We start from the raw sequence: 14,290 nt of genomic DNA on the forward strand, positions 1-14,290 counted from the left end.
CATAAGTATCTTCATAGGTTTGTTCCCCCCTTTGAAAAAGGGGGCTAGGGGGATTTTGCATTGCATATCTTTACAAAAAGACAGCAAGCCACACAAAGGCAAATCCCCCTCAATCCCCCTTTTTCTAAGGGGGAAGCAAAACCAATACCTTAAGTGAACGGCATTACTCTGTGGCCTCTGTGTTTCAAAATATGGGCTTTGCTCTGCAACTTCAGTTATCCAACAAAGAACACCATGAAAAAACTATACCTGCTGGCCGGCAATGGCAGTGCAAGCGACTGGTGGGGCGATGTCTTGCCGCATTTCACGCAATATCAGCCCGCCCCCATTGAGCTGCCCGGCTTTGGCAATAATCGCGATCCACTCCCCGACTCCTTGCACGGCTTGTCGCTGGCACTAGAGCAACAGCTAGAGCCGGGACACGCCATTTTGGCGACGGGGATCAATGCCCTGCCGGTTTTGCATTTACTGGTACGCCGCCCCGGCTTTTTTTCACGCGTGGTTTTACTCTCCCCGGTAGGCGTTTTGCTCTGGAAGCGCCGCTTGCCACGGCTGATGGCCCTGCCCGGCTTATTAACGCTGGTGCAAACCCTGCTCTCCCATGCGCCCAAGCTATTTTCAGGGCAATTTGCTGCCACAGGCTTTACGCCAGATTACGCAAGAATTGCCAATGGCTATCGCCGCTGCCGCGCTTTCAAGCCTTATTTTCGCTGGGTGCAGCCCGATTCTGCCCTCACCCTCTTTGATCAAATCACCGATCGCATCGAGCTGATCTGGGGAGAGGCAGACAAAATCGTCAGCCCCGCTCACGCCGCCGCATGGGAAGCCGTGCTCTGCCGCGCCGAGCTATCCGTCACCCTTCAGGCGGGCTGGGGGCATTATCCTTTTTGGCAGCATCCGGCCGACTTTGCTCAGTGGCTAGAGGCTGGGCCCGCTGGCTTTGCCGCGCATACCAAGGCAGGGCGTTTGCTGCTGGCCAGCCACGCCGCTTTGCCCGTACCCGGGCTGATCAGCATTGAAAGCCCTGATGACCCACGCCTTGCGCCCTTTTTGCAGCGAGGCGCGCCGCACGGCTGGGCAGTACGCTCATCCGGGGATGATGAAGACGGTATTGATATCGCCAATGCCGGCCGCCACCAAACCTTTTTGCGCGTCGCCTCCGCCGATGTAGCCCAGCGCAGCGCGGAGATTTTTGCCAGCGGGGTGCGATGCGTTGCGGTGCAGCGCATGATTCACCCCACTTTATCCGGCGTTGCCTTTGTGCGCCCGCTTTCGGCTCAGATCGAATGGGTAGAGGGCCACTTGGAAGGGCTCGTTGATGGCACAGCCCATCCATCGCAGCTGCTGCTCTCCCGCATGGGCGGCGGCTGGGGAGCACAGCCTAAGCCCATTAAGCTCAGCCCTGATGCCAGTAGCCCTAGCCAAACCCAGCTATGGGATTTTCTGCAAGCTATCGTTGCAGCGTTTCATCAAGCCCATCTGGATATCGAATGGGCTTGGGATGGTGAGCAGTTCTGGATGCTGCAAGCACGGCCGGTAACGGTCTACCCTTGGCAGCGCTGGCTGACTTCGGCCAATATCGACGAGATTTTGCCGGAATCCCCCAGCCACTGGATGGAAATGGCCCAGCGTGGCGCGGCCAGCAGCATTCCCCATGTCTATGCCCGCTGGGATACGCGGGTGCTGGACGATAACGAGAAATTTAGCGCGCTCTACCAGGATGCCAGCTATATCAATAGCGATCTGTTTTTGGCCCGAATGTTCGATTGGGGGATGGATGGCGCGCAATACGCACGCGAAGTAGGTGGCAGTACGCCCGCCATGCCAAAACGCCCCCTACGTTGGCTGATCTCCTTGCCGGTATTTATCCGCATGCTGTTTGCCAGCAGGCAAGCCATTAATCAACTCGATAAAGGCCTAGCAAAGTGGCAGGCCGAGCTGCACACGCTTTGCGAAAACCCACAAAGCGATCAAGCCGAGCAACTGGCCCGCTGGTGGCTGCGCTTTTATTGTTGGCTGGTGCAGCAAAATCTTTGTATTGCTGCAGCACTGGCCAGCAGCGGCGGCGATTTCTTAGGCCGCCCCGCTACGGTCTACCAAGCCATTACGGCCAGCACGCACCGCCTGCCTTGGGAAACAGACCCCGCCACACCGCGCCCACAAGGCATGTCCCCCGCTTTGCAAGCTTTAGAGCGCTGGCCTGCTGCTATTCGCCTCGCGCATCGCCTTGGCCTGCCCGGTATGCGCGGCTACTACAGCCAAGTACGCGAGCATTTTCGCGATCAGCTGATGCGCTTGTTTTTTCAAATGCACCACGCAATGCCAGCAGAGCAAGCCGCATACTGGTTCAGCCCCGTGAATAGCCCCAGAAGCCGACGTGGCAGCTTCTGGCAAACCGGCTCAGCCGAGCTGGGCCAAAGCACAGCACTGCTAATTTACCCCGGAAAAGTCAGTGGCATACTGGGCAGCGATATTTTGCTGGTCGATACGCTAGACCCCGGCCAGCACGCCCATTATCGCCAGGCCAGCGCCATCATCGCCCGCTCCGGCGGCATCTTATCGCACGGCTCCACCCTGCTGCGCGAACTAAAAATCCCCTCCGCCATCCTGCCGGACATTCCTTCGGAATGGCTAGGGAAAAGAGTCTGTTTGAATAATGGGCAACTGAATTTGCTTGAGTAATGCCTATGAATACAAGCCTCAGAGCGAGCAATGATGATTGCTCTGAGGCTTGAGTTGACTTAAAACAATTCACTATTGTAATTAGCTCATTTAGCAGAAAAATAACTATTTAATAATTTAAGCGATATTTCTTTGACAATGGGGCCACCTGCTTTATTTTCACTCGCCTTAGGCTGAGTTTTATCCGTTATATTACTCACAAACAGATATTCTTTACCTGCATTTTCAACCATACCAATATACCAGCCGTCACGCATTTTCCCGTTATTCTGGCCATTATCACTTCTATTTTTCCAGCCGCTGCCCGTTTTTCCGTAATAATCTGCGCCTTGGTCTAGTTTACCTGCGTAAATAATTTTCTTTGTTTCTTCCATCGCTTCATGGCTAATGGGCAAAGTGCCATTTGCAAATCTTTGCAATAAACTCATTTGCTCTTGCGCCGATATTTTTAAACTACTACTCAACCAGGCATGCGTTAAGCCGTTATTTTTTCCTTTATCACCTGATAAATCCTGATTACCATAATTAAATTGAGCAAGGTATTTCTTTATTTTATCCACGCCCAGCTCAGGTGAAATTTGCTGCGAAACCCAGACGACTGAGTATTTTTCCCAGCTGGCGGGCGTTTGGTCCTGGCTCCAGCCAGGTAAATCATAGGGCTGACCATCCCATTTAAATACTGTGTTTTTATTTATTACACCCGCATCAAAAGCCATTAAGGCCAAGGGAATTTTAAATGTAGAATTAGGTGGGATGCGCTGAGCACAACGATTATCTGGATTATATTCAGCTACCATTTTCTCACTGCTATTATCGTAAAGCATAAAACAGCCATTATAGCCACTAAAGGCTTTTTTATAATCAGGCTGAAACGCTTGGGCAGACTGAATTAAAGAAAACATCATCCCTGCCAAGAGCAAACTATTTTTTAAAAACATATTGAATTCCTTATTGATAAATGTGCTTATTAATCGTGATAAGCATAGTAATCAATGTGGCATCCTTTGGTAAATATGCTATTTTGTAACCTATGTAACCTCATAATAAATTGATCAATATATAATAATTGTATTTTTATTGTGATATTGTATTAACATTAAAGCAGAATTTACACACTCTGGCCTATCAACTTAGCCAGAAGCCATAATTAGACCGCACAATAACGAGCATTGAATCATTGTAGGGCGAGTGCAAGCCGCGTACTTTTCAACATTGCTCGCGGCTTGCACCCGCCCTACGAAATATTTCACTTAAGTTGATAGGATTGTGTGAAGTCCCCCTTCCCCGTTAAATTGCTTTCTTTAAATGACTGATACAACCGTGACTCATCGCCTAACACCCATCGTGATTGAACTATCGACACCTTACCAAGTAAAGGGAGTGCCAATACGCTATCAATCGCTGTGGTTGTTAGTACGCATGGTGTACGCCCAGCAAGTAGAAAAACACCCCTTAACTGCCGCCACTATCCGGGCCAACTTTCCGAAAGCGCAAGCCATCCGGATGCTAATTTCGCGTGCGTTTGCTGAATTTTCACGCATACAGATCACGGTAGGCTGGGGCCATGATCAGCAGCAAGATACCTCGTTATTAAGCCCTTCACAGCGTAGCCGTGGACCATTCTGGCTGACGATAGCAAGCTTAGAATGCTTAGAATTTACCCAGCATGGTGTGAAACTTGCACCTGTCTCCCTGGCATCTTTTTTAGGATTACAAGCTTCTTCACTACCAAGAATGGGGATGATAGGAGAGCGTAAGGGGGTAGATTATGTGATGCAGGATATGCGCTTTTGGCAGCACCTTACCCAAGGCATGCGTGAAGGTCATGATGGCTTTGCCCGGCCGGCCAGATCCCGTGATAGCGAGCCGTTTTTCCTTGCACAACAATGTGCCCACGATGATTTTCAACAGGCGCTGGCCTTGATGAAAGCCAGTCTGGCATGGCGACGAAGCGATTTAGTATCAGAGAGCAAACAGGCCCTAAGCCGCTTTGAACATATTATTGCAGTGGGGCAATTAGCCAGTGCCCGGCCCACCTTTGCAGCAATGGCGCAAATTGTGCACGCATGGGATCGCTATACCCATAGTGATATTGAAGCGGCACGGGTGCTGCTATTGCAGCTAGAAGCATCGGCCACACTCGGCCCCGTGGTGCGCTACAACCCGCGTGTGCGTTTTGAGTACCTTAATTTAAGTGCCTTGCTGTACAAATATGATGCAATGAGCGAAGGCGGAGCACTGCGACAAGAATCCGCCGATGCGGCCTTGCAAGCGCTCAGCTACGCATTAGAAGCCGCTTGCGAGGCGGATTCTATCGACGCCGTACAGCATGTGGCCGCAAATATCGGCTGGTGCCTATGGCTGTTTCGCCAGCTCAATCTGCTTGATCAGCCCCTAGCTGCAGTCCAAACCCAAGCAATGCGCTGGCTTGGGCTATCAGAATGGATTTGTGATCGTTTTGGCGTGGGCAGCGCCTCGGCCTGGAATACCATTTTTATCTTGCGTATTGCACGCGGCAATTGTCCGCCTGAAGGAGCGGCCTCCTTAGAAGCATTTCGTTTACAGCAGCCGCTGCCCTTAACAGCAGCGGCTGCTGCCTTACAGCCTTTCTCTGCCCCTTTTGCACCCAGCAAGGGCTTTAGCAATTGGTTTTCATGGGCTCAATTTAGCTTAGAGGAGTACGACAGCGGCCGCGTCAATTTCCCACCTTTGCAGCTGGCCAATCTCTTGCTGGAAGCCGCATGGTTTTGCGTATTTGAGCAAGGCGCCTGCCTCACCGCGTATCAAATTGTCGAGCGATTACGTGCCTTGCTACTTGAATTACGCCCCGGCGAGCGAATATTTTTTCGTGATGCTTTAGCAAGTGTGCCCTTGCCCTAATACGCATGCTTAACAATAAATCAGCGATCATATTTATTTGTATTACAAGCTATTTATTTAAAATAAAATATTTAATCCCCCAGCAATGATGCTAATAAATTCAAACAAGTGGCATAATCAAGTACACCTTTATAGGCAAAACACCTTAATAAAAAACGAATGCCTATCCTCTGGATAAAACCAACATTCAATTACACTTTATTAATAAAAAAAATCTCATTATGTCTCTTGTTCAATAAGCTCTGTGTAGATGGGTTTCTTGAGATCTAGGCTCGGTTTTTGAATTTTCAGGATGGATAAAACCCGTAAGCAATGCTGAATAAATACGCGGATGCCACCCGCCCTCAGATATACGCAAGAGACATAGAAAAAATGTAAATAGAATTCTCTCTTTATTTCCATAGTAAATTAACACATTGCCAATGAGGCTTATATTTCTACAATGGGGTACGGTCAACCAAAGCAAACAGATTCCCCATGCGCACTTCCATTATTGCCCTGCTTGCGTTCAGCCCCCTCGCCCAAGCGCTTACCTTAGAAAACCACGATTGGAAAATTGATATCAACCCAGCCACGCTGGCCACCACAGCCAAGCTAGCCGACGGGGTGCTGCTGCCACTTTCATTACCTAATCAAGCCGCCGCAGTAAGCCAGCTTAAACAAGATCTATCACAAGCCAGCTGGCAATGGGGAGATGGCGTAAAGATCGACGCCGCCTTAAAAGGATCGGTGCTAGCGCTCAAATTCAGCAGCAGTAGCAGCGGCCAAATCAACTGGCCCATCATCCCGTCCGGTGCTAAAGGCCTGCTGCTACCACTATCTGAAGGCAGCTATATTCCTAGCCAAGATGCCGCATGGCGTAAGGCTTTAAGCGATGAATATGCAGGCATCAATACCACCGAAGGCCTTAGTTTGCCGGTGCTGGGGCTGGATTATGGCAAGCAGGTGGTCTCAGTCTTATTTGCCAATCCATTTAATAATGAGCTGAATTTTTTGCCAGATACAAAGGGCATAGCGATTAAAGCCAGCCATGATTTCACTAAGCTGGATTTTCAGCGCCCCTATGAAGTACAAATCGCCCTCAATGGCAGCGACTGGCTTTCCCCCGCCAAACGCTACCGCCAGTGGGCTAAAGACAATGGCAAGTTTGTGCCACTTAAAGAAAAACTAGCCGCAGCACCCGATGGTGAAAAACTCATCGGTGCTAGCCATGTTTATGTCTGGGGCCAGCGCCAGCTTAGCCCGAGCGATGTCAAGGATTGGGCGAATTTAAACGCGGCGATTCTGGCAGCAACAGAGATCAAGCTTGATGCCGTGGGCCAGAAATTACTCTTGGCGAAAGAGATTAAACCCAATCATTACGAGCAGGACGTTTTGCTCAATAGCTTGGATGAGGCGCTTAAAAACCATATTAAAGGCAGGGACGCCGCCGCATTTAAGGCACGTAAAGCATGGCTGGTTCAACACTTGGGCAAGGCGCTGACAGATCCACAAACATGGGGTGAAGGCACATCGAGCAAGATGGTGGCCGCGCTAGAAAAAGCAGGCTTGCCTAGGCTTTGGATCGGCTTGCCGCAATGGGAAACAGGCTTTGCCAACCCGGAAGCCATCGCTGCTGCGCGTAAGGCGGGCTATCTGATTGGCCCCTATGATTCTTACGATACCGCCCTGCCCGATGGCAATAGTAATCCAGACTGGAACTCGGCTCAGCTTGGGCAAGATGCCTTTTTGCGCTGCGGCATTATGCTTAAAAATGGCAAGCGCAAAACCGGTTTTAAAGGTGAAGGCGTGTATGTCAATCAGCAATGCGTTCGCCCTTTGCTCGAAAAGCGCGTCCCCGCCATTCAAGCCGCCAGCCCTTATAACAGCTGGTTTCTCGATGTAGCCGCCACCGGCATGATTTTTGACGATTACGACCCAGCCAAGCCCACCTCAGAAGCACAAGACGCCCAAAACCGTGAAGACGGCATGGCATGGATAGGCAAAAAATTGGGCATTATTGTGGGCTCAGAAGACGGCCACGCGGTGGCTAATAGCCAGGTCGCCTTTGCCCACGGCATGCAATCTCGAGGCTTTGGCTGGGGTGATGCTGACATGCGCAAAAACACCACCTCGCCTTATTATCTAGGCCGCTGGTGGCCGGACAACCAGCCCGAAACATTCTTTAAAACAGTATCGATCAAGCCCGAATACCAAGCGCTATTTTTTAACCCGGCCACCCGCGTGCCGCTGTTTCAGGCTGCGTTTCACGACAGCATCGTGACCACGCATCATTGGTCGCTTGATCTGCTTAAATTCAAGCAAACCCGCGCCAGCACCGAGCTGATGGAGCAGCTTTACAATGTGCCGCCACTGCTGAATCTCAACTTGGATACCAACGCCAAACGCCTGCCTTACCTCAAGCAACTCGACGCCTTTTTCCGCCCCTTGCATCAGCGCTTGGCCTATCAGGCCTTGACGAATTTTAGCTGGAAAAACAGCGACGGCAGCGTGCAGGAAACCCAATTTAGCGATGGCACCCGCCTGATCGCCAACTTTGGCAGCACCTCGTTTAAAGAAGGAAAACATAGCATTGCGGCGCTCAGCATATTAGCCATCTTGCCCGATGGTAAAACGCTGACATTTCAATCGCCGAAATGGCCGTGAAGGGATAGGTAGGCTGTGGGCTGGGTGAAACCCATACTGTAATCTGCAAGCAACGAAAAAATGTACTGGCCACGCTCTCTGCACGGGGCTTAAGTATCCCCTTGAAGCACGCCGAAACGAGGAACAAGCGGGGCGGGGTTTCTTGATGCCTGTCTGAGCGAAGCGAGTTCCGCAGCCGCCGACTCGATTGTCCGCAGTGAGGGGCCTTCGTGTTTTTGAGGTTGCGGTTTTGCTTACTTTCTTGGCCGTTCAGAAATCAAATACTTCGCGGGGATGCCACACCTAAATCAACGTGCCAAAGGCACTAACAAGATCTTTTTGAACTTGGTTAGCCCATGTGGGTTGAACCCCGTCGATTCTAGCACTCAAGCCTCAAGTCGGTGAGTAAACAACAGCCCTAACACCCCAAACCACAATGGCGTAATCCGTCCCTAACTTGGCCGATCAGCCCATTACCGCAAGGTATGGGCTGTATTAATCTCTGTCTTATCCCAGCACCACAGATAGAGAGCAACCATGTCAACCACAGCCCTAATCGTCATCGATGTACAACAATCCTTTTTATCTCGCCCATTCTGGGTAGAAGATGATGTGCCTGCTTTTCAGCAAAACATCAGCCAGCTGATCGAAGCCTGCGTGGCAAAAAATGTCCCAATCGTGCATATTTTTCATGTTTCCAGCGGCCCGTTTGCACTGGAATCCGGCTTGGTCACACCACTTCACTGGATGCCGCCGCAACATGATGTGGTGTTTCATAAGCATGTGCACAATGCTTTTAGCGATACCGGATTAGATTACTGGCTGCGTAAACGCAAGATCAGTAAACTACTGATTACCGGCATACGCACCGAGCAGTGCTGCGAAACAACAGCAAGGATTGGCAGTGATATGGCTTATGAAATCGACTTTGTAACCGACGCCACCCTCACCTTCGCCATGACTCACCCCACCACAGGCCGTACCCTGAGTGCCGATGACATCAAAGAAAGAACCGAAATCGTACTCGCTGGGCGTTTTGCCAATATTATAAGCACAGCAGATTGTGTGGCGGCTTTGTCCGCAATGTGATGTGTAAGGCGGGTGCTTACCCGCGAGCAATGCTGAAAAGTACGCGGGTTTCATCGCCCTACACACGCTGTTTAACCCATTACCCCAGCATCTGTGCCTACTTAAAGCAATAATTCCTTGCCACAATATAAGGAAACAAGGATTCCAGATGAAACCCAAAGACCTATTACTGGCCCTATTGATTGTATTGATCTGGGGAATTAATTTTGTTGCGATTAAAGTGGGCCTAAATGGCACTCCTCCGCTTTTATTGGGGGCGATGCGCTTTGTCTTAGCCGCCCTGCCGGTGCTTTTTATCGCCTGTCCCAAAGTGCCACTCAGGCTTTTTCTGGCTTATGGGCTAACGATTTCTGTCGGGCAATTTGCCTTTTTATTCTGTGCCATTCATTTGGGCATGCCTGCTGGCCTCGCCTCGGTGGTTTTACAAGCACAGGCTTTCTTTACGCTGGTTTTTTCTGCACTCCTGCTTAATGAGCGCTGGAAAAAAGCGCAGCTGGCAGGGCTGATTTTAGCCAGCTTGGGGCTTGCTTTTATTGGCGCAGCCCATGGGCAGAATATGACGCTGCTGGGCTTTATTCTTACACTGAGCGCATCAGCCATGTGGGCCACCGGCAATATTGTGACACGCAAAGTAGCAGCCACAGGCCCGGTCAATATGTTTGCCTTTGTGGTGTGGGCCAGCCTTGTGCCGCCACTGCCCTTTTTAGCACTCTCTTACCTCATCGAAGGGCCTGCGGCCATTTTTAATGCGCTAAACCACTTCAACTGGACATCGCTCGCAGCCGTCGCCTACCTTGCCTGGGCGGCCACCCTGCTCGGCTATGGCTTATGGGCCCGCCTGTTTAGCCTTTACCCTGCCAATCAGGTTGCACCCTTTAGCCTGCTGGTGCCTGTGGTTGGCCTCATCACCGCCTACCTTGTGTTTGGCGAAACGCTCAACACCCAGCAATGGGCAGGCTCGCTCTTACTGATGTCGGGCCTCTTGATTAATCTATTTGGCGGGCGAATTAAAGGGATGATTTTGTTAAAGCTAAAACGAGCCTGAGTACGCATTCCATCATTCGTAGAGCGGGTGCTTACCCGCGCATTTATTTAACATTGCTCGCGGGTAAGCACCCGCCCCACATAAACAGAGCACGATAAATCCCACCATGAAGCGCTACCCCATTTACTTTGTCCTGACCCCGCAATTTTTATTGCTTGATTACGCAGGCCCTGCCGAGGCATTCAGGATTGCAGCTGGGCTTGGCGCGCCCTTTGATTTGCACACGGTTTCCCCCAGTAGCACACTTATTTGCTCGCTAGGTTTAGAAATTGCCAACTTAGCCCCCTTGCCCGAAAGCATGCCTGCCGGGGCCTTGGTGATTTTATGCGGCGTAGTCAAATCAGCCGAGCATTACCAGCTGCCCGAGGCGCAAACCGTGGTGGATTGGCTTAAAGCGATCTCTGGCCCCGATCTGCGCATTGCCTGCATTTGTTCCGCAGCCCAGCTTGCCGCCCGTGCCGGTTTACTGGACGGCAGACGCTGCACCACGCACCACACCTTAATCGAACGCCTACGCCAGCAAGCGCCTTTGGCCCGTGTAGAAGACGACCGGATATTTATCGAAGATGGCCCGATTTTTAGCAGCGCTGGCATTACCGCAGGCATTGATCTGGCGCTGTTTTTAATCGAAAAATTAGCCGGCGCGCCGATTGCGCAAGAAGTAGCGCGGCATATGGTGATTTATCTGCGCCGCAATGGCCAGGATGCCCAGCTCTCACCGTGGCTGGCGCACCGCAGCCACCTGCATCCCAATATCCACTGCGTGCAGGATGCCATTAGCCGCTCACCTGAAAAACACTGGAGCGTCGCCGATCTGGCTGCCATTGCCCTGATGAGCGAGCGCAACCTTAGCCGCCTGTTTCGCCAGCATGCAGGCGTAGGCATGGTGGAATACCAGCAAAGCCTGCGCATCGCCCAAGCCAAAAACCTGCTCGAAAACCCAAGGCATAGCTTAGAAAAAGTAGCTGAATTAGCAGGATTTAATTCAGTCAGAGACTTCCGCCGCGTATGGGCGAAGTTTGAAACAGGTTTGCCAAGAACACCGCTATAAATAAGCTATAAAAAAACATCAATACTTATTGAATTAAAATTAAAAAATCAGCACAAGCATTTCCTCTCTACTCACCAAACCCGCAGCACGCCTGCTGTATTCGCTTGCCCAAACAACACAGCCCTTCAATAAATAATCTTCAATTTTTAAAAACAATAAGCTAATCTATTTACAATAATCGCATTAAAACTCCGAGTGATTCATTTTTTAAAGCATAAAAAATAAATAAAAACCCTAGCATTTAATCGACAATAAAAACAACCAACACCCAACTTATATTAACTTGTAAGAAAAATATTTAAATAGCTATTTACCCATAAATAAAATATAAGGCATGATGAATGATTAAAGCAGATATCTGCTATCGCACTAGCCGCTTTATATTGTTTTAAAACTAACTTAGATAACGAGAAATACGCTATGCACTATCTATTAAATACGAATACCAAAAAACCTTGGGCAAAAATACTCAGCAGCTTTTGCTTACTTAGCCTGCTTGCCGCCTGCTCCAGCATGCCAGCCCCAAAACAAAGTGAGACTTCAAGCGCCCGGCTTGGCACGCAGTGGGGTGAAGGGCTGGAATCAAACGTTCACCATGTGCAAGCCAGCCGCATCACCCCGCTTCAAGCAGAGCAAGTAGCCTCCATCGCTTATCGCGAAGCCAGAGCCCTGAATCAATCGCTGCCCAACGCAGCACGCCAGCTCAACTTGCCTTTACTGCAAGGCGCTATTGAATGGTCGGTGCTGGATGAAAATGATCGCCCTATTCCGCTCCTGCGCACCGCACAAGGCCAGATCTTGCTAGGTGGAACAAATGGCGCACGCTACACGCTTAAATTTCAAAACCTGAGCAACCGCGATTTTGAAATTGTGACTACCGTAGATGGGCTTGATGTGCTCAATGGCCAGGCAGGCAGCCTAAACAATACCGGTTATCTGCTTAATGCACACCGCACGCTCTCTATTCAAGGGTTTCGTAAGAGCCAGGAAGAAGTTGCCGCTTTTCGCTTTGCAGCACCTGATCAAGCCTACGCCGCCAATACCCAAGCAGGCGACACGCGCAATATTGGCGTGATTGGGGTAGCGATATTCCGGGTGGCTTTAAAAGACCGCTCCAAATCGCCGCAGCCCAATCCATTTCCGGCAGATAGCACTTACGCAGCACCACCAAGCTACTAAAACTCAGGCGTCGGATTTTTACCGCTCACTAACAGGTACTTTCCTTCACGATAGCGAAACAGCTGCTGCTGTTTAATGGGCGATAAAATGGAATCCACTACGATAGTGGATTCCTCCTCCCCCACCTCAGCCGCTATTTTTTCAATGGTCTTTTGCTCTTCAATAAAGCCAGAAAAACGAATCAGTAAATCCCCCGGATTTTTACCATTGGCCTTAATCGCCCAGTCGCTTTTTACATCAACACAATTAATCGATGATTGAGCACTTTCAACATGACGATAGCGAATCACTTTATTTACAGGCTGCTTTAAAATTTGCTCGCAATCACCCCGCACGCCCATTGTATCGGCTGCGATACGAATCGAATGCTTCAATAGGCTTTTAACTTTTTCCCCACCTAATTCATACAGCATTAAATCTGTAAAACACGCCCCCTGAAAGCAATCACCTGATTCCACCCCAAGCGCAAATTGATTGGAGCTCAATTTTACAACCTTGCTTTTGCCTATTGAGCCAAAAGCGCCAATCCAATCAAGCTGCGTCTGCTGCCCATCGGCATACCAGCGGCCATCCACTTGTTTAAACCAGAAAGCACTGATTAAACCTGCTAACAAATGCCCAGATACGGATTCGCCTTGCTGATCAAGGGGTGAGGCCGAAGTAATCAGCACCGCACGATTGCTATCCAGACGAATCAGCTGCTCTGTGGACATTTCAAAAAGATAAGCCGATGGCTCTTTCCCCTCTGTAGTCTCAACTAAATACTCAGGAATTTCGCCGTCTTTTTTATCCAGCTTCAGCGCTTGAATTTGTGGTTTATTCTGTTTTTTCCATGAAGGAAAAACCAGCTGCATCAATAGATTTCTATCTAATTTCTCGGCTGAAGGAGCTTGTTTAGAGCAAGCACCTAAAGTGCAGCAAATCAAAAATAATACTAAGTTTCTGAACAACAAAACACACTCCTTCACAATTTGATTAAATCTAACTCAGAAGAAACAGTTTAAAAGTAGCGGCAAAGCAGTGATCTCTCGCCATTTTAAAGACGAGTGAGTTCCAGCATTTGAATTGCCTGACATTTTTATAAAAATAATGGCTTAACGTGATATCTATAAGACTGAGTAATCAAAAGCTCAGCCCTGCAATGCCAACCACTTTCGATACACCAACAGAGCCACTTGCGCATCATCTGCCGCGTATTTTATTTGCCGCTCATTTAAAGGTGACGCAGCCCAGTTGGAGGTCGAAACTTTTTTAGATTTTTGTAAGCGCATCCCAAAATATTGCGCCACTGCTGATTTAGCCCCCACATCACCGCGCTCTGCTCCACGTAATGCTCTGGATAAATCTAAAACATGCTTGGGCAAGATATCCAGCTTGGCGTGCAAGCGCTTATGATCATCGCTTAAGCCAAAGCCCACTTTTAAAATTTGCGGCGATTCAAGCACCGCCTTCACTACCACCGTAGTGTGGCCCGCAGCCACCACAGGAAATAAAAACACCTGCGTATCCGTCGCCAGCTGAATTAAATGTGGCCCGGTAGATTGCTGGCCTTTAAAAAAAACCGGCTTAGATTCGGTATCAAAGCCCAGTACATCAGCCACTTGCAAGGCTACTAAAGCCCGCTCTGCATCAGGCAAAGATTGCACTAAATGTACATGGCTAAGAGAAATACCGGGATAGGGAGGGAGGATAATGTCTGGATTCATGGGCAGTTAAAAAGGCGAGGATTTATGAAAAAA

10 protein-coding genes are annotated in these 14,290 nt (G+C 49.7%); 7 read left to right on the forward strand and 3 right to left on the reverse strand.

Annotated features, from left to right (window positions below):
- Positions 1 to 234 precede the first annotated feature (234 nt).
- Entirely contained in the window at positions 235 to 2,682 is a 2,448-nt protein-coding gene (locus VN23_RS11550) for a PEP-utilizing enzyme (protein WP_046350733.1), read from the forward strand.
- 86 nt (positions 2,683 to 2,768) lie between these two features.
- Here VN23_RS11550 and VN23_RS11555 read toward each other — a convergent pair whose 3' ends face one another.
- Positions 2,769 to 3,620, reverse strand: coding sequence for a penicillin-binding transpeptidase domain-containing protein (locus VN23_RS11555; protein ID WP_052746452.1), 852 nt, complete (start codon positions 3,618 to 3,620; stop codon positions 2,769 to 2,771).
- Positions 3,621 to 3,987: 367 nt separating this feature from the next.
- On the opposite strand from VN23_RS11555, the gene VN23_RS11560 reads away from it, so the two are divergent.
- From VN23_RS11560 to VN23_RS11585, 6 genes are all read left to right on the forward strand, one after another.
- Entirely contained in the window at positions 3,988 to 5,562 is a 1,575-nt protein-coding gene (locus VN23_RS11560; RefSeq protein WP_046350732.1) for a hypothetical protein, read from the forward strand.
- A 477-nt stretch (positions 5,563 to 6,039) separates the two neighbouring features.
- The gene (locus tag VN23_RS11565; protein ID WP_046350731.1) at positions 6,040 to 8,208 is read left to right on the forward strand and encodes a glycoside hydrolase; all 2,169 of its coding nucleotides are present in this window, start codon (positions 6,040 to 6,042) and stop codon (positions 8,206 to 8,208) included.
- A gap of 516 nt (positions 8,209 to 8,724) precedes the next feature.
- Positions 8,725 to 9,276 carry a cysteine hydrolase family protein gene (locus VN23_RS11570; RefSeq protein WP_046350730.1) on the forward strand — a complete coding sequence of 184 codons (552 nt, stop codon included), beginning with the start codon at positions 8,725 to 8,727 and terminating at the stop codon, positions 9,274 to 9,276.
- 148 nt (positions 9,277 to 9,424) lie between these two features.
- Positions 9,425 to 10,321, forward strand: coding sequence for an EamA family transporter (locus tag VN23_RS11575; protein ID WP_046350729.1), 897 nt, complete (start codon positions 9,425 to 9,427; stop codon positions 10,319 to 10,321).
- A 106-nt stretch (positions 10,322 to 10,427) separates the two neighbouring features.
- Positions 10,428 to 11,372 carry a GlxA family transcriptional regulator gene (locus VN23_RS11580; RefSeq protein ID WP_046350728.1) on the forward strand — a complete coding sequence of 315 codons (945 nt, stop codon included), beginning with the start codon at positions 10,428 to 10,430 and terminating at the stop codon, positions 11,370 to 11,372.
- Between the two features lie 420 nt (positions 11,373 to 11,792).
- Positions 11,793 to 12,551, forward strand: a complete 759-nt coding sequence (locus VN23_RS11585; RefSeq protein WP_046350727.1) for a hypothetical protein — start codon at positions 11,793 to 11,795, stop codon at positions 12,549 to 12,551.
- Here VN23_RS11585 and VN23_RS11590 read toward each other — a convergent pair.
- Positions 12,548 to 13,405, reverse strand: coding sequence for a hypothetical protein (locus VN23_RS11590; protein WP_156455187.1), 858 nt, complete (start codon positions 13,403 to 13,405; stop codon positions 12,548 to 12,550). The two genes, VN23_RS11585 and VN23_RS11590, sit on opposite strands and share 4 nt — an antisense overlap.
- A 276-nt stretch (positions 13,406 to 13,681) precedes the next feature.
- Entirely contained in the window at positions 13,682 to 14,257 is a 576-nt protein-coding gene (locus VN23_RS11595) for a 3'-5' exonuclease (RefSeq protein WP_046350725.1), read from the reverse strand.
- Positions 14,258 to 14,290: the final 33 nt, after the last annotated feature.

The organism is Janthinobacterium sp. B9-8, from assembly GCF_000969645.2.
Classification (GTDB): domain Bacteria; phylum Pseudomonadota; class Gammaproteobacteria; order Burkholderiales; family Chitinibacteraceae; genus Iodobacter.

What these genes read in the sequence shown, in the direction of transcription:
- VN23_RS11550 (WP_046350733.1), top strand. Translation starts at nt 235, where the DNA reads ATGAAAAAACTATACCTGCTGGCCGGCAATGGCAGTGCAAGCGACTGG.
- VN23_RS11555 (WP_052746452.1), bottom strand. Translation starts at nt 3,620, where the DNA reads ATGTTTTTAAAAAATAGTTTGCTCTTGGCAGGGATGATGTTTTCTTTA.
- VN23_RS11560 (WP_046350732.1), top strand. Translation starts at nt 3,988, where the DNA reads ATGACTGATACAACCGTGACTCATCGCCTAACACCCATCGTGATTGAA.
- VN23_RS11565 (WP_046350731.1), top strand. Translation starts at nt 6,040, where the DNA reads ATGCGCACTTCCATTATTGCCCTGCTTGCGTTCAGCCCCCTCGCCCAA.
- VN23_RS11570 (WP_046350730.1), top strand. Translation starts at nt 8,725, where the DNA reads ATGTCAACCACAGCCCTAATCGTCATCGATGTACAACAATCCTTTTTA.
- VN23_RS11575 (WP_046350729.1), top strand. Translation starts at nt 9,425, where the DNA reads ATGAAACCCAAAGACCTATTACTGGCCCTATTGATTGTATTGATCTGG.
- VN23_RS11580 (WP_046350728.1), top strand. Translation starts at nt 10,428, where the DNA reads ATGAAGCGCTACCCCATTTACTTTGTCCTGACCCCGCAATTTTTATTG.
- VN23_RS11585 (WP_046350727.1), top strand. Translation starts at nt 11,793, where the DNA reads ATGCACTATCTATTAAATACGAATACCAAAAAACCTTGGGCAAAAATA.
- VN23_RS11590 (WP_156455187.1), bottom strand. Translation starts at nt 13,405, where the DNA reads ATGCAGCTGGTTTTTCCTTCATGGAAAAAACAGAATAAACCACAAATT.
- VN23_RS11595 (WP_046350725.1), bottom strand. Translation starts at nt 14,257, where the DNA reads ATGAATCCAGACATTATCCTCCCTCCCTATCCCGGTATTTCTCTTAGC.